Origin of the sequence: Erwinia persicina (assembly GCF_014838825.1) — a bacterium.
In the GTDB taxonomy this organism is placed as follows: Bacteria; Pseudomonadota; Gammaproteobacteria; order Enterobacterales; family Enterobacteriaceae; genus Erwinia; species Erwinia persicina_A.
Genome location: NZ_JACYMO010000001.1, coordinates 483,247 through 505,068 on the forward strand (window position 1 = coordinate 483,247; position 21,822 = coordinate 505,068).

The 21,822-nt window shown below is 58.3% G+C and carries 14 protein-coding genes; 8 read left to right on the plus strand and 6 right to left on the minus strand.

What is annotated here, in order from left to right; genetic code table 11:
• Positions 1-157: 157 nt before the first annotated feature.
• Both cysB and topA read right to left on the minus strand, forming a co-directional pair.
• Positions 158-1,132 (minus strand): HTH-type transcriptional regulator CysB, encoded by a 975-nt coding sequence (gene cysB / locus IFU29_RS02250; protein WP_062743153.1) that lies wholly within the window; start codon positions 1,130-1,132, stop codon positions 158-160.
• 299 nt (positions 1,133-1,431) lie between these two features.
• Entirely contained in the window at positions 1,432-4,032 is a 2,601-nt protein-coding gene (gene topA / locus IFU29_RS02255) for a type I DNA topoisomerase (protein WP_191932483.1), read from the minus strand.
• Positions 4,033-4,645: 613 nt separating this feature from the next.
• On the opposite strand from topA, the gene IFU29_RS02260 reads away from it, so the two are divergent.
• The 5 genes from IFU29_RS02260 to IFU29_RS02280 are packed head-to-tail and all read left to right on the plus strand — an operon-like array spanning position 4,646 to position 14,998.
• On the plus strand, positions 4,646-8,440 hold the full coding sequence (locus IFU29_RS02260) for a DUF4132 domain-containing protein (RefSeq protein ID WP_191932484.1): 3,795 nt from the start codon (positions 4,646-4,648) through the stop codon (positions 8,438-8,440).
• Between the two features lie 22 nt (positions 8,441-8,462).
• Positions 8,463-9,542, plus strand: a complete 1,080-nt coding sequence (locus tag IFU29_RS02265) for an ATP-binding protein (RefSeq protein ID WP_191932485.1) — start codon at positions 8,463-8,465, stop codon at positions 9,540-9,542.
• Positions 9,542-11,842, plus strand: coding sequence for a DUF5682 family protein (locus IFU29_RS02270; RefSeq protein ID WP_191933096.1), 2,301 nt, complete (start codon positions 9,542-9,544; stop codon positions 11,840-11,842). The genes IFU29_RS02265 and IFU29_RS02270 overlap by 1 nt, the downstream gene beginning before the upstream one ends.
• 10 nt (positions 11,843-11,852) lie before the next feature.
• The gene (locus IFU29_RS02275; RefSeq protein ID WP_191932486.1) at positions 11,853-12,989 is read left to right on the plus strand and encodes a vWA domain-containing protein; all 1,137 of its coding nucleotides are present in this window, start codon (positions 11,853-11,855) and stop codon (positions 12,987-12,989) included.
• The gene (locus IFU29_RS02280) at positions 12,986-14,998 is read left to right on the plus strand and encodes an SWIM zinc finger family protein (protein WP_191932487.1); all 2,013 of its coding nucleotides are present in this window, start codon (positions 12,986-12,988) and stop codon (positions 14,996-14,998) included. Before IFU29_RS02275 ends, IFU29_RS02280 begins: the two co-directional genes overlap by 4 nt.
• A gap of 37 nt (positions 14,999-15,035) precedes the next feature.
• Here IFU29_RS02280 and sohB read toward each other — a convergent pair whose 3' ends face one another.
• Positions 15,036-16,085, minus strand: coding sequence for a protease SohB (gene sohB / locus IFU29_RS02285; protein WP_191932488.1), 1,050 nt, complete (start codon positions 16,083-16,085; stop codon positions 15,036-15,038).
• A gap of 330 nt (positions 16,086-16,415) precedes the next feature.
• On the opposite strand from sohB, the gene IFU29_RS02290 reads away from it, so the two are divergent.
• Together IFU29_RS02290 and cobO are read left to right on the plus strand one after the other, a co-directional pair.
• Positions 16,416-17,177 (plus strand): YciK family oxidoreductase, encoded by a 762-nt coding sequence (locus tag IFU29_RS02290; protein WP_191932489.1) that lies wholly within the window; start codon positions 16,416-16,418, stop codon positions 17,175-17,177.
• Positions 17,177-17,767 carry a cob(I)yrinic acid a,c-diamide adenosyltransferase gene (gene cobO / locus IFU29_RS02295; RefSeq protein ID WP_191932490.1) on the plus strand — a complete coding sequence of 197 codons (591 nt, stop codon included), beginning with the start codon at positions 17,177-17,179 and terminating at the stop codon, positions 17,765-17,767. The genes IFU29_RS02290 and cobO overlap by 1 nt, the downstream gene beginning before the upstream one ends.
• Positions 17,768-17,821: 54 nt before the next feature.
• Here cobO and rluB read toward each other — a convergent pair whose 3' ends face one another.
• Positions 17,822-18,715 (minus strand): 23S rRNA pseudouridine(2605) synthase RluB, encoded by an 894-nt coding sequence (gene rluB, locus IFU29_RS02300; protein ID WP_118664066.1) that lies wholly within the window; start codon positions 18,713-18,715, stop codon positions 17,822-17,824.
• An 851-nt stretch (positions 18,716-19,566) separates the two neighbouring features.
• Here rluB and IFU29_RS02305 point away from each other — a divergent pair.
• Positions 19,567-20,193: a trypsin-like peptidase domain-containing protein gene (locus tag IFU29_RS02305; protein WP_062743142.1), complete on the plus strand. Its 627-nt coding sequence runs from the start codon at positions 19,567-19,569 to the stop codon at positions 20,191-20,193.
• A 56-nt stretch (positions 20,194-20,249) separates the two neighbouring features.
• Here IFU29_RS02305 and IFU29_RS02310 read toward each other — a convergent pair whose 3' ends face one another.
• Positions 20,250-20,870 (minus strand): L-threonylcarbamoyladenylate synthase, encoded by a 621-nt coding sequence (locus tag IFU29_RS02310; protein ID WP_062743141.1) that lies wholly within the window; start codon positions 20,868-20,870, stop codon positions 20,250-20,252.
• 36 nt (positions 20,871-20,906) lie between these two features.
• Positions 20,907-21,761, minus strand: a complete 855-nt coding sequence (gene rnm, locus IFU29_RS02315; RefSeq protein WP_191933097.1) for an RNase RNM — start codon at positions 21,759-21,761, stop codon at positions 20,907-20,909.
• Between the last annotated feature and the right edge of the window lie 61 nt (positions 21,762-21,822).

Genomic DNA, 21,822 nt, shown 5'->3' on the forward strand with positions numbered 1-21,822 from the left:
CTCATTTAAGAAATAACAATCAATAAACATGTGATACATGTTTCATTTACGGAAAAATAATGAAAGAGCCTTAACGAATGGTGATGGCTGGGCAAATAAAAGTAAAAAAAAAGAGCCGCGCTGCGGCTCTTTCTCCTCGATGCACGCCCTGTCGTGATTATTTCGCCGGGAGTTTAATGTCTTTAAACATCGCTTCGATATCTTCGTTTGAACGCAGTCCGACGGCGGTATCAACCACATCACGTGTCAGGTGCGGAGCAAAACGTTGAATAAAATCATACATATAACTGCGCAGGAACGTACTGCGGCGGAAACCGATTTTCGTGGTGCTGAAGCTGAACACATCAGTAGCCTCAATGCGCACCAGATCAGGATCGGACACCGGATCAACCGCCATGCTGGCGATAACCCCGACGCCCAGGCCCAGTCTGACGTAGGTTTTAATCACGTCAGCATCCGTGGCAGTAAAGACGATACGCGGGGTCAGCCCGGCACGGTTGAACGCCGTGTCCAGTTCTGAACGGCCCGTAAAACCGAAGGTATAGGTCACCAGCGGATACTCCGCCAGCTCTTCAATGGACACTTTGCTTTTTGCCGCCAGCGGATGGTCAGGCGTCACGACGATGGCGCGATTCCAGTGGTAGCACGGCAGCATGATCAGGTCGTCATACAGGTGCAGCGCTTCGGTGGCAATGGCGAAGTCCGCATTCCCTTTCGACACGGCTTCTGCAATCTGCGTCGGGGAGCCCTGGTGCATGTGCAGGGAAACCCGGGGATAGCGCTCAATAAATCCCTTAATCACATTCGGCAGCGCATAGCGGGCCTGCGTGTGCGTGGTAGCAACGTACAGCGAACCCTTGTCGGGCCAGGTATGCTCACCGGCAACCGATTTAATGGCATCCACTTTCGACAGCACTTCGCGCGCAATGCGGATGATTTCCTGGCCGGCGGGGGTAACCTGGGTTAAATGCTTGCCACTACGGGCAAAAATCTGGATACCCAGCTCATCTTCGAGCATACGCACTTGCTTACTGATCCCGGGCTGCGAGGTATAGAGTCCTTCGGCCGTTGAAGAGACGTTGAGATTGTGATTCACCACTTCAACGATGTAACGCAGCTGCTGCAATTTCATTTTTCATTCCATCCAGGGTTTGAAACAATGCGCCGACAACCCGGTAGCAAACGAGAGCCGGACTCAGGTAACCGGTCTGAAACCGTCATCACTGGCGATGCGGCAAAGCGAAAGGGCTCATGCAGCGGCAGCTTCAGGTCCGAAGGTTATAATGCGAATAAATAATAAGAAAGGGATTATCTATAACAACTATATCAAAAATGAGGGAGATGTATAGTAGCGGGAGAGCAAAGCCAGAGAGAAGATAAAGCAGGAGCGAACCGCACGGGGCGGCCCGCTCACTGAAGGAAAGCGCGAGATTACTTCTTCGCGGTGACTTCCCATTTGCCGTCAACGAAGAACGCAGACCAGCCAGTGGCTTTTCCGTCTTTTTCTGTGCTGACATACTGCTGCTTCGTTTTACGGCTGAAGCGCACCACGGCTTTATTGCCGTCCGGATCGGTCGCCGGGGCATCCGCCAGATAGCGCAGTTTCTCCGGTAAACGATCGCGGAAGCGCTGCAACTCCTCCACCTGCGGCGCGCGAGTTTCACGCGATTTAGGGAAGGTGTTAGCGGCCAGGAACACCCCGGCAGCACCGTCACGCAGGACAAAGTAGGCGTCTGACTTCTCGCAAGGCAGCTCAGGCAGCGGAACCGGATCTTCCTTCGGAGGAGCCACTTCGCCGCTGCGCAGAATTTTACGCGTATTTTTGCACTCATCGTTAGTACAGGACATGTACTTACCGAAGCGCCCCATTTTCAGGTGCATTTCAGAACCACACTTCTCACACTCAACGATCGGGCCGTCATAGCCTTTGATACGGAACTCGCCCTGCTCGATCTCGTAACCATCACACTCCGGGTTATTACCACAGACGTGCAGCTTACGCTGAGGGTCAATCAGGTAGCTGTCCATCGCCGTGCCACACTTCTGGCAGCGACGACGGGCGCGCAGCGCGTTGGTTTCCGCATCGTCCCCTTCGAGAATATTCAGCACTTCATTCTCAGGGATCAAATTAATCGTCTGCTTGCAGCGCTCTTTCGGCGGCAGCGCATAGCCGGAGCAGCCGAGGAATACGCCGGTGCTCGCCGTGCGGATCCCCATCTGACGGCTACAGGTCGGGCAGTCGATGGAGGTCAGGATCATCTGATTAGGCTGCATGCCGCCTTCTTCCGGATCCTTCTCTGCCTTCGCCAGCTGGTCGCTGAACTCGGCGAAGAACTGATCCAGCACCGCTTTCCACTGCGCTTCGTTTTTCGCGACTTTATCGAGGTTGTCTTCCATGTGGGCGGTGAAGTCATAATTCATCAGATCGCGGAAGCTCTCTTCCAGCCGATCGGTGACGATTTCACCCATTTTTTCCGCATAGAAACGACGACTTTCCACCTTCACATATCCGCGATCCTGAATGGTCGAGATAATCGAGGCGTAGGTGGAAGGACGGCCGATACCGCGTTTTTCCAGCTCACGGACCAGAGAGGCTTCGCTGAAGCGTGCCGGTGGTTTGGTGAAGTGCTGGCTCGGAACCAGCTGCTGCAGGCTGAGTTCACTGCCTACCGCCACGTCGGGTAACACGCGATCTTCATCACCCTTACGCAGTGCCGCCATGACGCGCGTCCAGCCGTCAAAGCGCAACGTGCGCCCTTTTGCCTTCAGTTTGAAATCGGCTGCTTCCACGGTCAGCGTGGTGGAGTCGTACTGCGCAGGCATCATCTGACAGGCCACGAACTGACGCCAGATCAGCTGATACAGCTTCTGGGCATCATTTTCCATGTCTTTCAGCTGTTCAGACTGCACTTTGACATCCGACGGACGGATGGCTTCGTGTGCTTCCTGCGAGTTTTCTTTGCTGCTGTAAACATTCGCCGCTTTCGGCAGGTATTTCGCACCGAATTCATCTTCAATGTAGCCGCGAACCATGCTGACCGCGTCCTGACTCAGGTTGGTTGAGTCAGTACGCATATAGGTAATATGGCCGGCTTCATACAGACGCTGGGCCATCATCATGGTTTTCTTCACGCCAAAGCCAAGACGGGTGCTGGCTGCCTGCTGAAGCGTGGAGGTAATGAACGGGGCTCCAGGCTTACTGCTGGTCGGCTTATCTTCGCGATCGGCCACCACATAGCGTGCTTTTTCCAGCAGGCTGACGGCAGCATGGGTCTGCTCACGGTTGACCGGGCGGAAAGGCTTGTCGCCCTGATGGGTGACCTGCATCGGCAGATCCACCCCTTTCGGCGTGGTCAGTTCAGCATTCAGGTCCCAGTACTCTTCCGGGACAAAGGCTTTAATTTCACGCTCACGCTCGACCACCAGCCGCACCGCCACCGACTGGACGCGGCCAGCGGACAGCCCACGCGCCACTTTTTTCCACAGCAGCGGCGAGACCATATACCCCACCACGCGGTCCATAAAGCGGCGCGCCTGCTGGGCATTAACACGGTCGATATTCAGCTCACCCGGCTTTTCAAAGGCCTGGCGAATCGCATTTTTGGTGATTTCGTTAAACACCACGCGGCTGTACCGCGACTCATCGCCACCGATCACTTCCCGCAGGTGCCACGCAATGGCTTCCCCTTCGCGGTCAAGGTCCGTTGCGAGATAGATATGGTCCGCTTTCTCAGCCAGCGCCTTCAGTTCAGCGACCACTTTTTCCTTGCCTGGCAGGATCTGATAATTCGCATCCCAGCCATGATAAGGATCGACGCCCATACGGTTAACCAGCGCCGTCTTTTCGTCTTTTTTGACCTTTTTGGTTGTTTTACTGGTTGTAGAGTCAGCGCTCTTTTTAACTGTTGATCCACTGGTCGGCAAATCGCGGATATGGCCCACGCTGGATTTAACCACGTAGTCATTACCGAGATATTTATTGATCGTTTTGGCTTTTGCCGGGGACTCAACTATTACGAGAGCTTTTCCCATAGTTACCTTTACCTGATTAAAACATCCGAGAGTATTTTGTGCCGTTTATGCTCATCACATCGCGCACTAACGTTAAGGTTATCGGGATATAAAGATCCAACCCGGCTAACTTTTCATCAATTCGGTCTTAATAATGCACGTTGCAACCAATTGATAAACGGTACTTTTTACCACCTGTTAAGCGAATCTCTAACATGGCGTAAAGTCTGTTTTACGCCCGGAACCCGAAACGCCCACACTCTACCTGATAAAATCTGTTACGCAACTTAATTAGCATCAAGCCTCCATTTACGCCAGGAATGCCGTCAAAAAGAAAAAAAATTGTTCGCACCTTATCCACCTGATGGATCATTATCCGTAACGATAAAATAACCTGACGGTACGGCTATAAAGGAAGAAAAGTCAGATTTTATGTTTCTGCGGCGCAGTATCGCAAGCCGGGGGGGATATCATCTGGATTTTTCCACTTGAACCCCCTTCTGCCGTTGATTACATTGACCCGTCGGCCTGTTACCGCAGCCGCTAAATAAAGCGGCAGGTGCCCGGAGAATCGCTTCTCCTTGACGGAGTTCGCCGTGCTGGCGCACTCCGCGTTAACGAAAATGGAATCCTCATGACCACCTTGATCTATCAGGATGAAAAATCCCACAAATTCTGGACCGTTGTACAGCAACAGCAGGAACTCCATCTCAACTGGGGGCGCGTGGGGACTCAGGGACAAAGCCAGATTAAAAGCTTTGACGATGAAGAACAGGCCAGAAAAGCGTGTGAAAAGTTAATAAAAGAAAAGACGCGCAAAGGGTATCAGCCACCGGATGAGGCGACGCTGGCCAGCGCCAGCCCGGACGCTACCGTCAAGGCATCTTCTCCCGTGAAGAAAACCGCTGTGCCCGATCCGGCCCCTGACGCCCTGCCTGAAGCGGCTCCGGCTCCGGTTGCACCACCAATCGCCACGGTGGCCAGCGATGCTGCCCCCCTGTGGCTGACCGCAGGTCAGGCGATTGCTCTACCGCAAAAGCTGACGGTGCTGGCCCTGAGCCATCGTCACCGGCCGCTCCCACCTGCGGGCAAAGTGGAAGAGCCGTCTGAGCAGCTGCGGCGCATGAAAATACTGAGTCAGGAGGTCCGTAAGAACGGTCCTCTGCCGCTGGATGCCAGTCGCTGTGACAGCGACTGGCAGCAGGCGATAGCCCTGGCGCAGGAGTGCCTGGCGGAGGGCAAAGCCATCCCTCAGCGCTCTCCGATGGCGGGTGCGGCAATGATTAAAATTAACCAGACTTACGCAGGCAGAAAAGCCACGCTGCTGATTGATGCCATTGTTGCTCACTATGGCCTGATGTATGCCACTGAGATGATGATTGCCAGCCTGCAGATTGGTCTCGACCGCGACTACCGCACCCGCCAGATTTCATTTTATCCTGCTGATATTGCCCCTGCCGGCTATCAGCAAAACGTTGCCGAGCATGAAATGCGTCTGCGCTGGCACCTTTCAGCTGCCCCTGAAGCGATGTGGCAGGCGTGTGCCGACCGTCTGATCGCCGCCCTGCCTCATACGCCTGCCTGGCGCAGGCCGCTGGTGGCGCTCCTGCTGCCGGAAAAACCTGAGCTGGCCGATGAGATCCTCAACCTGACCGGACCCGATGGTGATATCGGGGCGCTTGAGCTGTTAAAGATCACCGCTACCCGTGACAGCACGCTCCGCGCGCTGGACTCGTTTAAAAGCCTCGACGTTTTCGACAGCTGGTACTACGGTGAATTGCTCACCACCACGGTGCTGCTGGAACAGGGCGTAAGCGCCCTGCCGCGCTTTGCCCCCTATGCCCACGGCGATCGCTGCGGGGAAGTGCTGATGCATGTCAATCATCCGCTGGCGCTGGAGATGTTAATTCGCGCGGCGGGCCAGGGTAAGCGCAGCTATGAGCGTGCGGCCAGGGCCAGCCAGCGTTTTCCTCACGCGGCTTTCACCGCGCTGGTTCGCCTGCTGAACGGCAGAGAAGAGGCTCTCTGGCGCACCCAGCTGCATGCTTTACTGCATAATCAGCCGCAGCTGGCGGTTGAGGTCGCGCCGTGGCTGTCGCCGGAAGAGGCCGACCTGGTGAACCGCAGCCAGCAGAAGCTGAATGTGAAAACCGACTGCGCCAGCGCCGATATGCTGCCTGCTATCCTGGTGTCTCCCCCATGGCTGAACAAAAAACAGGCCAGTAGCATTCCGCTGCTGTCGCTGGCGGTACAACCGGTCGCAGCAGTCTTCAACGGCGTGCCGGAAGATATCCTGTCAAGCTGGTCAAATCACAGTAAGCTGCAGGTCGCCGGTCTGCCGTCCGACCAGGTTCTGGCCCGTCTCGGCTTCACCAGCTGGAATCAGTCGCTGCCTGCCACGGCGGTCCAGGCCTATGAAGAGGACGATTACCCTCAGCTGCTCGCCGACTGGGCGACCAACCACGCGCATTATGCCAGCGACTGGAACCTTTATATTCTTCCCGCGCTGCCGCGAGAAAAAGCGCTTGGCCTGTGGAACGTTCTCAGCAGCGAACATCACACCGGCATCGCCCTGGTGATGGCCCACTTTGGTCTGGATGGGTTGCCTGGTTTTATCAACAGCATCGGACGCCAGCCGCAGGAAGCCCTGACCGTAGCCATCTGCGTCGGCAGTACCGAACTGGCGGTCCCTGTCGCCCGCGCTTTCTCTAAGTTGAAAACCCTGCGCGAAGAGGCGCGCAGCTGGCTGCTTAAATACCCGGAACATGCCGTAGCGGGACTGCTACCGATCGCGTTCGGCAAAGCGGGTGAGGCGCAGGATAATGCACGTCTGGCATTGCGCCTGCTGTTGGACAACGGCCACCAGGCGCTGATTGAAGAGGTCGCCGGACGGTATCAGCAGCCGGAGGTGCTGGCGGCGGTCAGTGCGCTGGTAGAGCTTGACCCGCTCAACGATTTCCCGGCGAAACGCCCGGCCCTGCCGCCTTTCTGGCAGCCGGTACTGTGGACACGTCCGCAGTTGCACAACGGCAAGGCGCTGCCTGAAGAGGCGCTGACCCATTTGGGGACTATGCTGCGCTTCCCGACCGAAAATGGCCGCTATCCCGGCCTGGATCAGGTGAAAGCGGCCTGTACCCCGGCGTCGCTGGCCAACTTTGCCTGGGACCTGTACAACGCCTGGATGGCGGCCTCGGCCCCCCCTAAAGAGGGCTGGGCCTTCAGCACGCTGGGACTGTTTGGCAATGATGATATCGCCCGGCGGTTAACCCCGTTAATCCGCAGCTGGCCGGGTGAATCGCAGCATAAGCGGGCGGTTGCCGGCCTGGAGATCCTGGCCGATATTGGTACTGATATCGCGCTGATGCAGCTTAACGGTATTGCGCAGAAGCTGAAATTTAAAGCGTTGCAGGAGCGGGCACGGGAAAAAATCAGCCAGATCGCCGAAAAGCGTGAGCTGACGGTGGCAGAGCTGGAAGACCGCCTTGCGCCCGATCTGGGGCTGGACGATAACGGCTCAATGCTGCTTGATTTTGGCCCACGTCAGTTTACCGTCAGCTTCGATGAGACGCTGAAACCCTTCGTCCGCGACGGCAGCGGCAGCCGCCTGAAGGATCTGCCTAAACCGAATAAAAGCGATGATGCCGGGCTGTCTGCCGATGCGGTAAATCGTTTCAAACTGCTGAAGAAAGATGCGCGCACCATCGCCAGCCAGCAGATCGCCCGTCTGGAAACCGCTATGTGTCAGCGCCGTCGCTGGACGGAGCAACAGTTCAGAGAGTTTCTGGTCGGTCACCCGCTGATTGGCCACCTCACCCGCCGCCTGGTCTGGGGCGCGTATGATGCCGATAATCAGCTGATCAGCTGCTTCCGCGTGGCGGAAGACGACAGCTACAGTACCGCCGGAGATGATCTCTACGTCCTGTCGCCGGATGCGACGCAGATCGGCATCCCCCACGTTCTTGAGATCCCACTGGCTGAAGCGGCGGCTTTTGGCCAGCTGTTTGCTGACTATGAGCTGCTGCCGCCGTTCCGCCAGCTGGATCGCAACCGCTATCAGCTGACCGCAGAGGAAGCGGCATCGGTCGACCTGCAGCGCTGGCAGGGACGGCTTTGCCCGAGTGGCCGCCTGGCCGGCCTGACGGCCCGAGGCTGGCTGCGCGGCGTGCCGCAGGATGCCGGCTGGATCTGCTGGATGCTGAAACCGCTGGGCGATCTGACGCTGGTGCTGGAAATGGGAGAAGGACTGGGCGTTGGCATGGCACCGGATGAGTTTAACAAAGAGCAGACGCTGAGCAGCATCTGGCTGTGGGAGGGGGATGCGCACCAGTATGGCTGGGGAGAACGACACCCGCAGAAACAGCCGTTCTCGTGCCTGCACCCTGTCACCGCCAGCGAAATGCTCAGTGATATTGATTCGCTGTTTGACTAATGTCCGGAAATAAGGAAAGACCATGTCTGACATGTTACAGCGGCCCCCTGCCGCCGTGCTTTACGCCGCAGAACTGGCGCAGCTGATGCAGGATGACAGCGGCCCGCGTCCACCGGGCTGGCGTCTGAGCCTGCCCGCGGCTCGCGCCTTTATCCTGGGGGACAGCGGACGCGGCATCACCGCCAAAGTGGTCACCCCGGTGGCCAGCGTGGAGCGCATGCTGGTCACGCTGGCCACCGGGCGCGGGCTGATGCTGGTTGGCGAACCGGGTACGGCAAAGTCACTGCTGTCGGAGCTGCTGGCCACCGCCATCAGCGGCGATGCAGGGCTGACCATCCAGGGGGGAGCCTCGGTCACCGAAGATCAGATAAAATATGCCTGGAATTATGCCCTGTTGATCAACCAGGGGCCGTCCACCGCCGCCCTGGTTCCGGCACCGCTGTATCAGGGAATGCGCGACGGTAAGATTGTGCGTTTTGAAGAGATTACCCGTGCCCCGCTGGAGGTGCAGGACTGCCTGCTGGGCATGCTTTCTGACCGGGTGATGGCGGTGCCAGAGCTCAGCGGTGAAGAGAGCCAGCTCTACGCCCGGGAAGGCTTTAATATCATTGCCACGGCCAACACCCGCGATCGGGGAGTGAATGAAATGAGCGCGGCGCTGAAGCGGCGTTTTGATTTCGAAACCGTGTTCCCGATCATGAATTTCCAGCAGGAACTGGATTTAGTGTCCACCGCCTCGGCCCGCCTGCTGGCGCACAGCGGTATTCCACACACCGTGCCGGACGACGTGCTGGAACTGCTGGTTAACACCTTTCGCGATCTGCGCAGCGGCGGGGAGAAAAAGAGCGCGATGGACAGCCTGAACGCGATTATGTCCACCGCCGAAGCCGTTAACGTAGCCCATGCGGTTGGGGTGCGCGCCTGGTTCCTTGAGCAGCGCGCCAGCGAACCGGCCGACCTGGTGGACTGTATCGGTGGTACCATCGTTAAAGATAATGAGGATGACCGGGCACGCCTGCGTCGCTACTTTGAGCAGCGCGTCGGCAGCCGCACTGGAGCGCACTGGCAGGCCTACTATCAGGCACGCCACCGCCTGCCATGATGCTCACGCCCACAGAGCCGCTGATCCTCGGCATTCGCCATCACAGCCCCGCCTGCGCCCGCCTGGTGCAGCGCAGCATCAAACAGCTGCGCCCGGCCTGGGTGCTGATCGAAGGGCCGGCTGATTTTACACCCCGCCTCGGCGAGCTGCTGCTGCCGCATACCCTGCCGGTTGCCATCTATAGCTATTGTCAGTTTCAGGATCACCAGAGGCCCGGTACAGGGGCCTGGACCCCCTTTGCGGAGTGGTCCCCGGAGTGGCAGGCCCTGCGTGCTGCAGGAGAAATCGGCGCAGAGACCTGTTTTATTGATTTGCCCGTCTGGGCCCTGTCTGACGATGATGACTGTGAAGACGCAGACGCACACTATCACCGACGCCAGCAGGCCATGCTCGACGCCTGCGGCATGGAGAACAGTGATGCGCTGTGGGACCACCTGTTCGAGGATGAGGCGCAGCAGGCCAGCCTGCCGGAGGCGCTGGCACTGTGGTTTCAGCAACTGCGCGCGGACAGCGGCGGCAGCGTGCAGGATCGGCAACGGGAAGCCTACATGGCAAGATGGATCGCCTGGGCGGTTGCACAGAACAGCGGCCCGGTGCTGGTCGTCTGCGGGGGCTGGCACGCCCCGGCCCTTGCCCACCTGTGGCGCGGTGCTGACGCAACCGAGCGTCCTCCGTTACCGGAACCGGTGGTGCAGGACGCGGTCAGCGGCAGCTATCTGACGCCCTACAGTGAAAAACGACTGGACGTGCTGGCGGGCTATCTGTCCGGGATGCCCGCCCCGGTCTGGCAGGACTGGTGCTGGCGAGTCGGCCAACGACAGGCCGGACTGTCTCTGCTGGAAGCGGTGCTGGCCGCGCTGCGCCAGCGCCATTTACCGGCATCAACAGCGGATATGGCCAACGCCCTGAGCCAGGCGCAGGCGCTGGCGGCCCTGCGCGGACATCGTCTCCCTCTGCGTAACGACTGGCTGGATGCGCTGGCTGGCAGCCTGATCAAAGAAGCCCTCAATACGCCGCTGCCGTGGAGCTATCGCGGTACCCTGCAGTCCGGCACGGACCCCATCCTTATGGTGCTGGTGGATATACTCGCAGGCCAGCGTTTTGGTGAGCTGGCCACCACTACCCCGCAACCGCCCCTGCCGCAGGATGTGAACGGCGAACTGGCGCGGGTCGGCATCACGTTGCCCGCCACGCTGTCGCTTAACCGCTACGACGCGACAGGCCTGCAACAAAGTCAGGTTCTGCACCGTCTTGCCGTACTGGCGATCCCGGGAATAACCTGCCTTACGGGTAACACGCTGGCTCTGTCGGGTGACGGCGAAGAGCAGTGGGCGCTGACGCGGCCGTTAACGCAGCATGCCGCCCTGATCGAAGCTGCTCGCTATGGTGCAACCCTGGAAGAAGCCTCCCGTAACCGGCTGTCATCCGCCATGGCAGAGTCAGAGGGCATTGGTCCCCTGTCGGGCTGGCTGCAGCGTGCGACGCTCGCCGGTCTGTCGGCGTTCAGCCAGGTACTGCTTACCCGGCTGGAGCAGCAGATTGCGCTTGAAAGTCATTTTGAAGCGATGGGTCCACCGCTGGAGGTGCTTTACGCCCTGTGGCGTCACGACTCAATCAACGGCATGCGCGACGCGGCAGTTCTGCAAACCACCCTGCGGGCGGCGGTCGACCGTACCCTGTGGCTGGCGGAGTCGACCGGACTGATTGCCACGCCCCTGGTCAGCGCCCACCTGCACAGCTGGCAGGCGCTGTGCCATATTCTGCGTGATGAACAGAACCGTCAGCCCGCAGGCGATCTTGTGCCGCTGCCGCGTGCGCTGGCCGTGCTGACCCGCCGGTTCAGGGCGAAGGAAGCCTGCGCGCTCAGCCGGGGAGCCGCACTGGGTGCCCTGATCCGACTGGAGCAACCCGACGCCGGTGCGCAGGCGGCGCTGGCGCTACTGGACGATCTTCCGCCAGATTTGCTGGGTGAAGCACTGCATGGACTGATTGCCCTTGCCCGCCATCAGCTGGCCTCACACCCCGCGTTTATCGTCGGTTTTAATCAGCGGCTGATGCAGCTTGACGATGATCCGTTTATTCACGCCCTGCCCGACATGCGGGCGGCGCTCGCCTGGCTGCCACCGCGTGAACGGGCAGCGCTGGCGCGTCAGGTGCTGGCGCATTATCAGCTCACACACCTGCCTGAGCATCTGTTACAGACGCCGCAGGCGACATCCTGTACACCCGCCGAACTCTTCCGTCACCAGCAGCAGGATCAACGTGCGGCCGACCAGCTGCGCGCCTGGGGCATACTGTAAAGGAACGCTGATGCCCGAACTCTCTGATATTTTATCCAGCCGTGAGCTGCAGCGCTGGCGTCTGCTACTGGGTGAGGCGGCAGAAAACAGCCTCAGCGGGCTGGATGAGCAGGCCCGCGCCGTGGATAACGCCCTGGAGTGGCTGTACGGGCGCGATCCGCAGCGTATCCAGCGTGGAGAACGTCACGGCGGAATGCAGGGGTCGCAGCTCACCACGCCAGAATGGATCAACGCCATCCACCAGCTGTTTCCGGCTGAGGTGATAGAGCGACTGGAAAGTGACGCAGTGCTGCGGTTTGGCATCGATGACGTGGTCACCAATCGGGATGTCCTGGAGCGCATTGCGCCCTCGGAGGGACTGCTGCGCGCCGTCCTGCATACCAAACACCTGATGAACCCTGAGGTATTACAGGCAGCACGCCGGCTGGTGCGCCAGGTCGTGGAGCAGATTATGGCACGGCTGGCGACTGACGTCCGCCAGGCCTTTTCTGGCTCCCGCGACCGGCGGCGGCGGTCACCGGTCGCGATCGCTCGCAACTTCGATTTTAAAAGCACGCTGCGTGAAAACCTGCATCGCTGGGACCCGGAACGCCGTCGTCTGTACATTGAATCCCCGGTGTTTATCAGCCGGGTGAAACGCCACAGTGAAAAATGGCAGCTGGTGCTGCTGGTCGATCAGAGCGGATCGATGGTGGATTCGGTGATCCACTCAGCGGTAATGGCCGCCTGCCTGTGGCAGCTGCCGGGCATTCGTACCCATCTGGTGGCATTTGATACCAGCGTGGTTGACCTGACGGCCGACGTGCAGGACCCGGTCGATTTGCTGATGAAGGTGCAACTGGGTGGCGGCACGGATATCGGCAAAGCCGTGCAGTACGGCCGGCAGCTGATCGCGCAGCCGGAAAAAAGTGCCATTGTGCTGGTCAGCGATTTCTTCGAGGGCGGCTCCCCCTCTCTGCTGATAAACCAGGTCAGACAGTGCGTGCAGGACGGCACTAAAGTCCTCGGTCTGGCCGCGCTGGACAACAAAGCCGCACCCAGTTACGACCGGGAAATGGCCCAGCGGCTGGTGAATGTCGGGGCGCAGATCGCCGCGATGACGCCGGGAGAGCTGGCGGCGTGGCTCGCAGAGAATCTACAATCATGAGTGCTCCCGTACGCAATGAACTGCTCGAACTGACGCCCCAGGCGCTGATCGCCCTGAGCAACGCTGGCCTGGTTAAACGCAGCCAGAAGGAGATTGCCGCCGGAAACCTGCCGCTGTTCAGCGATGCAGAAGGTGTGCTGACGGCCCGGTTCAGCGAGGGCACCGTGACGCGCCTGAACCAGGGCCAGGGGCTGAAAGAGGCAAGCTGCACCTGCAACGCCAGCGGCATGTGTCGCCATCGGGTGATGCTGGTACTGGGTTACCAGCAGATCCACACCCCGGTGACACCCCCCCCGGAAACCCGCTGGCAGCCAGGGGAATGGCTGGACGAACTCGCCTCCCTGCCTGCGACCACCCGCAAACGGGCGCAGCAGCTGGCCGGAAAAGGGCTGGTCATTGAACTTCACTGTGCCCCAGGCCAGGTGCCTGCCGCCAGGCTGCCGATGAGCGACGTGCGGTTTTTCTCGCGCAGCAGTATGCGCTTCGCCCGCTGTGACTGTATTGAGGGCACGCTGTGCGAACATATTATCCTTGCGGTGCAGGCCTTTGCGGCGGCCGAAGCCCGCCATCCCGGTTTCGATCATCTCAGCTGGCAGACCGGGGCCGGGCTCGCCGGGGAACCCGCGACGCAGATGCCGCAGGAGGATGGCCTGGCGCAGCTGAATGATCTGAGTTACGCCCTGTGGAGCGGCGGCATCAGCCAGCCTGCCGTAACCTGCTCACCTCTGCTGGTTCGCGCCGCGCGTCACGCACAGCAGGCGGACTGGCGCTGGGTCACGCTGGCAGTGCAACAGGTATCAGAAGGCATTGATGACTTTCATCAACGCGCATCCCACTATCGTGCAGGGGTGTTTCTCAGTCAGTTCGCCGCACTGACGGCCCGCCTGCGCGCCGCCCGGGAGATGGCCGGCATCGCCGCTGAAGATCGGACGCCCACGCAGCCCTGGCGCAGTCTGGTCGGTCACGGCGTGCAGGACCAGGTCAGACTGGATCACCTGCGGCTGGTGTCGCTGGGGATGCAGAGCTGGCAGAACGAGCAGCATTATGGGGTGCGTATCTGGTTTACCGATCCCGATACCGGCAGCGTGCTGCATCTCTCGCGTCAGTGGCCACTGGCGGAACAGGAGAATGCCCCGGGCTGGCAGCGGCGGATTGCCGGCTTTCAGGCGGATATGCTGGCGGGCGGCCAGATTATTTCCCAGGCGGCGCAGCGTGATGCCAAGGGTGAACTTCACCTCAGCGCCCGCGATCGCCTGAATGCCGTGGCCCCCCTGACGCCCGCCGCCTGGGCCATTCCTGATATTCCACTCTGTCAGCCCGGCGTGGTGGCGCTGCGCCAGTACCTGCTGCATCGTCCACCTGCCTTTACCCGTCCGCTGAGTGAAAGCGATAACCTGTTTATTCTGCCGCTGGGTGAGTGTTTGAGCCTGCGCTGGGATGCCGGGCGTCAGACGCTGGAAGCCGAGGCGATCAGCGGCCCCGGCGAAGATAATGTGCTGTGTCTGTCACTCAGCGTCTCCCCCGCCGCGCCGGGTGCCATTGACGCGCTTATCCGCGTGCTGCAACAGCAGGACGATCCGCCCTGTCAGGTCTCCGGCCTGGTTTCCGTGGCCGGAGGGAAACTGACGCTGGAACCTCTGGTGGTGATGACCGGTAAACGGGCCTGGGTACTGCAGGCCGGTCCGCCTTCGCCGCAGGCTCTGCCGACGGCTGCCGTTGACCATCCCCTGCCGCTTTCGCTGCAGCTGCTTCAGCGCTGCCAGCAGATGCTGGTCGACTGGCTGCATAACGGGTTGCATCATCAGGAGCAGCGGGCCTGCCGGGAGGCCGAAGCCCTGGCAGCCGATCTTCAGCGCTGTGGATTTGCAAAGCTGGCGAAACTGGCGGCTCAGATCCCCACACGACTGCGGGGTGCTGACCCTGAGGAGCTGGTGAAGACGCTGACCGCCTTTGTGCTGCTGCGCGACCGTCTGGAGCAGGAGTGTCTGCTGATGCCGTCAGCGTTTTAACAGCATAACGCCCGCAAAAGCGGGCGTTAGCAGCAGGTTACAGCAGCGGTTTATCGCCGCGCTGCCACAGGCGCAGCAGCAGACGCTCGGCGCTGGCAGAGGCACTGTCGGTGAAACGGCTCATCACACTTTTACGACGTGCATAGCGCACGCCGACCACCTGGTGGTCGTTCATGCGTTCGATGATCAGGTCGTCGCTGGTGCTGATGGCGTCTACCAGACCCTTTTCCAGCGCCTGCGTGCCGTACCAGTGCTCACCGGTTGCCACGCTGTCAATATCCAGTGAAGGCCGCATCTGATGCACAAACTGTTTAAACAGCACGTGCGTCTCGTTCAGATCTTCGCGAAACTTCTCACGCCCCTCCTCGGTATTTTCACCAAACAGCGTCAGCGTCCGCTTATATTCACCCGCCGTGTGCAGCTCAACGTCGATTTCATTACGCTTCAGCAGGCGGTTAAAGTTGGGGATCTGTGCCACGACACCGATAGAGCCGATGATCGAGAACGGCGCCGCGACAATCCGGTCAGCCACACAGGCCATCATATAGCCCCCGCTGGCCGCGACTTTGTCTACGGCCACGGTGAGGGGGATTTTTTTGTCACGCAGCCGCTGCAGCTGGGATGCGGCCAGTCCGTAGCCGTGTACCACGCCGCCCGGGCTTTCCAGACGCAGCAGAACTTCATCGCCGGCGGCCGCCACCGCCATCACCGCAGACACCTCTTCACGCAGCGAAGAGACTTCCCCGGCATCCATGCTGCCCTTAAAATCCAGCACGTAGAGGGTCGGTTTTTCCTGCGGTGGAGTATGCCCCAGCTTCGCCTGCTGCTTTGCCGCCTTTGTTTCCTGCTTGTCTTTTTTCTTCTGCGCTTTGTGCCACAGTTTTTGCTGCAGCGGCTTCATCTTCGCCAGCCGCATCGTGTCCTGCATGTCGCGGTAGCGCTCGTCGAGGTGCGTCAGCTTTAGCTGCCCGCCCTGAGCACGTTTACGCATGGCCAGGGTGGCGATAGTGATGGCAATCGCCACAATCGCCACCACTACGGTGACGGTCTTCGCCAGGAAAAGTCCATAATAAGAGAGTAGGTCCACTCAATCCGCCTTGATTTACATTATGTTAGAGACAGGCTTAGTGTAGCTGAGTCACGCTCAGTGACGGTCTTCGCCAGGAAAAGTCCATAATAAGAGAGTAGGTCCACTCAATCCGCCTTGATTTACATTATGTTAGAGACAGGCTTAGTGTAGCTGAGTCACGCTCAGGAGTCGCCTGCAACCCGTTTCAGTCTCCCAATAACCCTGGCGGGCGATTGAACTCAGCGCCGTTTTCAGGCATAAAACACTTTATTCAATCCGTGCAAGGGCTTACGTCAGGCGAAAATCGCAGTCTGCCCCTGATATTCCCCATCGCCAGAGGATCTCCCCGTGTACTATCAACCGAAAAGCGATCTGCTCAATAACCGAATTATTCTTGTGACCGGTGCCAGCGATGGTATAGGTCGTGAAGCCGCCCTCTCTTACGCCCGCTACGGCGCGCAGGTGCTGCTGCTGGGCCGGAATGCAGAGAAACTGCAACGCGTCTGTAACGAAATAAACGCGCACGGCCAGGCCACCGCCCTGTGGTTTACTCTCGATCTGGAAACCGCCACAGCCGAAAGCTGCCGTGTACTGGCAGAGACACTTGCCACTCAGGTGCCGCGCCTTGACGGTGTGCTGCATAACGCCGGGCTTCTGGGTGATGTGATCCCCATGGATCAGCAGGACCCGGCCACCTGGCAACAGGTGATGCGCGTCAATATTGACGGCACGTTTTTTCTCACCCAGGCACTGCTCCCCCTGCTGCTCAAATCCGATGCAGCATCACTGGTCTTCACCTCGTCAAGCGTCGGTCGTCAGGGACGCGCGGGCTGGGGAGCTTACTCTGTGTCGAAGTTTGCCACCGAGGGCATGATGCAGGTGCTGGCCGAAGAGTATGATGCGCGTCAGCTGCGGGTGAACTGCATTAATCCCGGCGGCACCCGGACCAAAATGCGCGCCAGCGCTTTTCCGCATGAGGATGCGCGCAAGCTCAAGACGCCAGCCGAAATTATGCCGCTTTATCTCTGGCTGATGGGCGATGACAGCAGGCGCAAAACCGGGCAGACCTTTGATGCGCAACCCGGACGCAAAGCGGGGGCAGCAGAATAATGGCTACCGACCGCCATCAACAGCGCCAGCAACGTCTGAAAGAACAGGTCGATGCGCGCATTGCGGCCGCCACCGACGTGCGCGGCATCCTGATGGTCTTTACCGGCAACGGCAAAGGGAAAACCACCGCCGCGTTTGGCACCGCCAGCCGCGCCGTAGGCCATCAGAAGCGCGTGGGCGTGATCCAGTTTATCAAGGGGGAGTGGCCGAACGGCGAGCGTAATTTGCTGGAGCCGCACGGTGTGGAGTTTCAGGTGATGTCCACCGGCTTTACCTGGGATACGCAGAATCGCGAAACCGATACCGCCGCCTGCCTGGCGGTGTGGGAGCACGGCAGGCGGATGCTGCAGGACCCGACGCTGGACCTGGTGGTGCTGGATGAGCTGACATATATGGTGAGTTTTGACTATTTACCGCTGGAAGAGGTCCTTGAGGCACTGCGGCAGCGCCCTGCCCGGCAGAGTGTGATTATTACCGGACGCGGCTGTCACCGGGATATTCTGGCGCTGGCAGATACCGTCAGCGAAATGCGTCCGGTAAAACACGCCTTTGACGCCGGGATCCAGGCGCAACAGGGGATTGACTGGTAATCTGCCCCCATAAAAAAAGGGACCCGGGGGTCCCTTTTTATCACCGAGCGGGCGTCAGCCCTGCTGGCGTTTCGACGAGCGGCGGTTGCTGCCCGGCTTACTGGTTTTGGTCGTGGTGGTGGTATGGCGCTTCACCGCACGGCGGATCTGATTCGCCTTGGTACGACGACGATCCTTTTCTACCGGCACTTTGCTGACCGTTTCCGGTGCCAGACCGACCAGCTCACGCAGGTAGTTAGTCGGCTCCAGATCCAGCTCCGTCCAGCCGCCGCGCGGCAGCCCTTTGGGCAGATCGATATCGCCATAGCGGACGCGAATCAGACGACTGACCTGAACCCCTACGGCTTCCCACAGGCGACGCACTTCACGATTACGACCTTCGGTCAGCGTGACGTTATACCACTGGTTGATCCCTTCGCCCCCGGTAAACTTCAGGGTCTTAAAGGCCGCCGGGCCATCTTCTAACTGCACGCCACGGCTTAACAGTTTGATCTTCTCATCATCCACGGCACCAAAGACGCGTACCGCGTATTCACGCTCGACTTCGCGGCTTGGGTGCATCAGACGGTTAGCCAGTTCACCATCGGTAGTGAACAGCAGCAGACCGCAGGTATTGACGTCCAGACGCCCGACGGCTACCCAGCGGGCACCGCGTAGCTTCGGCAGACGGTCAAACACCGTTGGCCGTCCTTCCGGGTCGTTACGGGTACAGAGCTCACCTTCCGGCTTGTAGTACGCCAGAACGCGGCAAACTTCGGTAATGGACTCACTGACGGGGACGATATGGCCGTCTACACGAATTTTCATTGATGCGCTGGGTTCAACCCGGTCACCCAGTGTTGCCAGCTTGCCATCGACGCTGACGCGTCCGGCAGAGATCAGGGTTTCAATTTCACGACGGGAACCGTGCCCGGCGCGTGCTAAAACTTTTTGTAACTTCTCGCTCATGGAGCACCCTCTGTGTCGCCTTCCCAGGCGTCATGGTGAAAACATAATTTCTTTTGTTTTCAATAACTTAAGTTGTGTATCACGTGCCATTATACAGCCTTTTTACCTTACTGTAACCCTGTTTGTTGCCGCTGCTTAGTGCGGGCGGCCATGGCCGGTAAAAAAAATAGCGCAGGGATCTGCTGCCCTGGTGGCCTGCGGTAAAGATTGGAATCGCTTAACAGTAAAGAAAAGTGATGAAATGATAATCACTTATCATTCAGCCTTATATTCTCCATTCACGCTGTTTCGAATTAACTGCAATAACAGCCACTTGCTATGCCATTATTCCGTATCCCTCTCTTTACCCTCAGCGGCAGCCCGTATGGTCTCCCGGCCTGTTATGCCTGTTGTGCGCCTCACCTTTAGTCCGTCACCCCAGTTTTTATCGATTTTCTGGTCTCATGCACCGGATGATTTAATTTTTTCGATATTTTATGCTGACTTAAAGACTATCAGGCGTGAATAACGGAGTGTAAACATCAAATAATCAGTTCTTTAATATTGCAGGTTGAGTTAATTCTGGATTATCCCAGCTTTTATAGTGATCACCGTCATATTAATTTGCTCTGCTTATTAGTTTGTGTAGAATTCATTCAGGCAAAACAGCGCCGAATAAATAGATACATAAGTATATATTACAAGTACACGTTAAACGTGACACATGACTTTTTGTTTTTCTTTTCGTTGTAAGCAGTAAAAACAGCCGCGAAAGCGTCTAAAAAAACGCTGAGATATCCTCAGCATCGGCATTACACGTCATAACTCCTCACCAGGGATTTTACCGACGTGTCCGACAAAGTGTGATCATAATGAAAATCAAAAATACCCTGCCAGCATTGGCTTTGCTAATGCTGACCGGCTGTTCTGTAGGCAAATATGACTACAGCAGCGAAGCTATGAAACGCGTAGACATGAATTTTACCGGTATTCCGACCATTCTTGGTATCGGCGCACTGGGCTCAAGCATTCCTGTTACCCCTGAATACAGCCTCACCGCAGCGCATGTCGCCAGACTTTCTGTTCAGAAAGTAAAGGCTTATCACCCCTATTGCGACCTCGCCATCATCTACCACAAAAATGACCTGAAAACGCTGCCGAAATTCCGCAGCGGCGCGGTCGGCGATCCGATAAAAATGTACGGCTACAGTTTTATTTCCGCCATGCCGGTGGAATCAGCAGGCGTTAATCTCGCCCTGACGGGGATCCGCAATGAGTGGAATAAGCGCCCGTGCGTCGCGATGGCATCCAATGCAGGCGTGGTGAAAGGAATGTCGGGCGGTGCGGTATATAACAGCGACGACACGATTGGCGGCGTCATCGTTGGCTTTACCGATGAAATAAAAAGACCGCGCAAATCGCCAGTTCCTCTTAAGGATGTTTCTCTGTATATCCCGTATAAGGATTTTAAAGAGTGGCTGGAAAAATCTACATCGTAATAACAATGAATGAGAATAATTAACAGGCCCATTCTCAGCGGCCTGTTAATTATGACTTACAGGAAGGGTTGAATATCGCCTACCCCTTCGCGGATCACTTCCGGGGTATTTTCCGTTAAATCAATGACGGTGGTTGGCTGCTGTCCGAGATAACCGCCGTGAATAATCAAATCGACCAGTTTGCCAATTTCATCCTGAATGGCTTCAGGATCGGACTCGGTAAAGTCATTGCCCGGCAGCATCAGCGAGGTCGACATCATCGGCTCATTGAGCGCCTCCAACAAGGCCAGTGCTATCGGGTTTGACGGCACGCGCAGCCCAATGGTTTTACGCTTCTCACTCATCAGACGGCGCGGCACTTCTTTGGTCGCCTTCAGGATAAACGTGTAGTTGCCTGGCGTGTTGTTCTTAATCAGACGAAACGCTGTGTTGTCGACATGGGCATAGGTTGACAGCTCGGACAGATCCCGGCACATCAGCGTAAAGTTATGGTTGCCGTCCAGCTGGCGGATGCGGCAGATACGCTCCATCGCATTTTTATCTTCCAGCTTACAGCCCAGGGCATAGCCCGAATCGGTCGGATAAACAATCACACTGCCCTTATTGAGCATTTCCACCGCCTGTTTGATCAGACGTGGCTGAGGATTGTCCGGGTGAATATAGAAAAATTGACTCATTACACACCTCTTACTCTGCGCGTCATCGCTACAGACTTATTTAGCAATTTCAGGAAACCGGTGCCACACCGCTTCTACGCCGCCCGGCAGCCATAATTTTTTCCCCAGTTCAATCCAGGGACAGGCCTGATGGAAGTCAGACCCCTGCGAGGCCGCCAGCTGATAGTCCTGCGCGTAGCGTGCCAGCTGCTGACGCTCATTGGGTGCCTGCTGGCACTGCGCCACTTCCATTGCCTCGCCGCCCTGCTCACTGAAGTGAGCCAGCAGGCGCTTCAGCCATTTGGCCGACAGGCCGTAGCGGCCCGGGTGGGCGACCACGGCCCGGCCACCAGAATGATGAATGGCATCAATGGCTTGTTTAATTGTACACCACTGTGGCGGGACATAACCGGTTTTGCCCCGCGCCAGGTAATTTTTGAATACCTGCTGCATGGTATCCGCCTTACCGGCATTGATCAGAAAACGGGCAAAATGCCCGCGCGTGACGGCACCGCCTTCGGCCAGGGCCAGGGCCCCCGCCAGCGCACCGGGAATATGCGCTTTTTCCAGCCGCGCAGCCATCAGTTCTGCCCGCGCCATGCGCCGCGCGCTCTGTTCAGCGAGGAAGGCGATCATCGCCGGATGGTCGATGTCTATCCCCAGCCCGACGATATGGATCTCATGGTTTTCCCACAGCGTGGAGATCTCCACGCCGTTGATCAGCTGCAGCGGTAGCGCATGACGCGCTATCGCCTCCCGGGCAGGCTTGATGCCCTCCGTGGTGTCGTGGTCGGTGATGGCCAGCACACCTACGCGGTGTTCTACCGCCCGCAGTACCAGTTGCTCCGGGCTCAGCAGGCCGTCGGAGGCACGGGTGTGGCTGTGCAGGTCATATATCGGGAAAGCACTCATTGGGGGGGCAACTGCGGTCAAAACGACTCCGGCAAACAAAAAAACATCGCTGCATGATACC

Coding starts and splice junctions, on each gene's coding strand:
- cobO (WP_191932490.1), top strand. CDS start 17,177: ATGGCTACCGACCGCCATCAACAGCGCCAGCAACGTCTGAAAGAACAG.
- IFU29_RS02305 (WP_062743142.1), top strand. CDS start 19,567: ATGAAAATCAAAAATACCCTGCCAGCATTGGCTTTGCTAATGCTGACC.
- IFU29_RS02270 (WP_191933096.1), top strand. CDS start 9,542: ATGCTCACGCCCACAGAGCCGCTGATCCTCGGCATTCGCCATCACAGC.
- rluB (WP_118664066.1), bottom strand. CDS start 18,715: ATGAGCGAGAAGTTACAAAAAGTTTTAGCACGCGCCGGGCACGGTTCC.
- IFU29_RS02280 (WP_191932487.1), top strand. CDS start 12,986: ATGAGTGCTCCCGTACGCAATGAACTGCTCGAACTGACGCCCCAGGCG.
- IFU29_RS02260 (WP_191932484.1), top strand. CDS start 4,646: ATGACCACCTTGATCTATCAGGATGAAAAATCCCACAAATTCTGGACC.
- cysB (WP_062743153.1), bottom strand. CDS start 1,132: ATGAAATTGCAGCAGCTGCGTTACATCGTTGAAGTGGTGAATCACAAT.
- IFU29_RS02265 (WP_191932485.1), top strand. CDS start 8,463: ATGTCTGACATGTTACAGCGGCCCCCTGCCGCCGTGCTTTACGCCGCA.
- IFU29_RS02275 (WP_191932486.1), top strand. CDS start 11,853: ATGCCCGAACTCTCTGATATTTTATCCAGCCGTGAGCTGCAGCGCTGG.
- topA (WP_191932483.1), bottom strand. CDS start 4,032: ATGGGAAAAGCTCTCGTAATAGTTGAGTCCCCGGCAAAAGCCAAAACG.
- IFU29_RS02310 (WP_062743141.1), bottom strand. CDS start 20,870: ATGAGTCAATTTTTCTATATTCACCCGGACAATCCTCAGCCACGTCTG.
- rnm (WP_191933097.1), bottom strand. CDS start 21,761: ATGAGTGCTTTCCCGATATATGACCTGCACAGCCACACCCGTGCCTCC.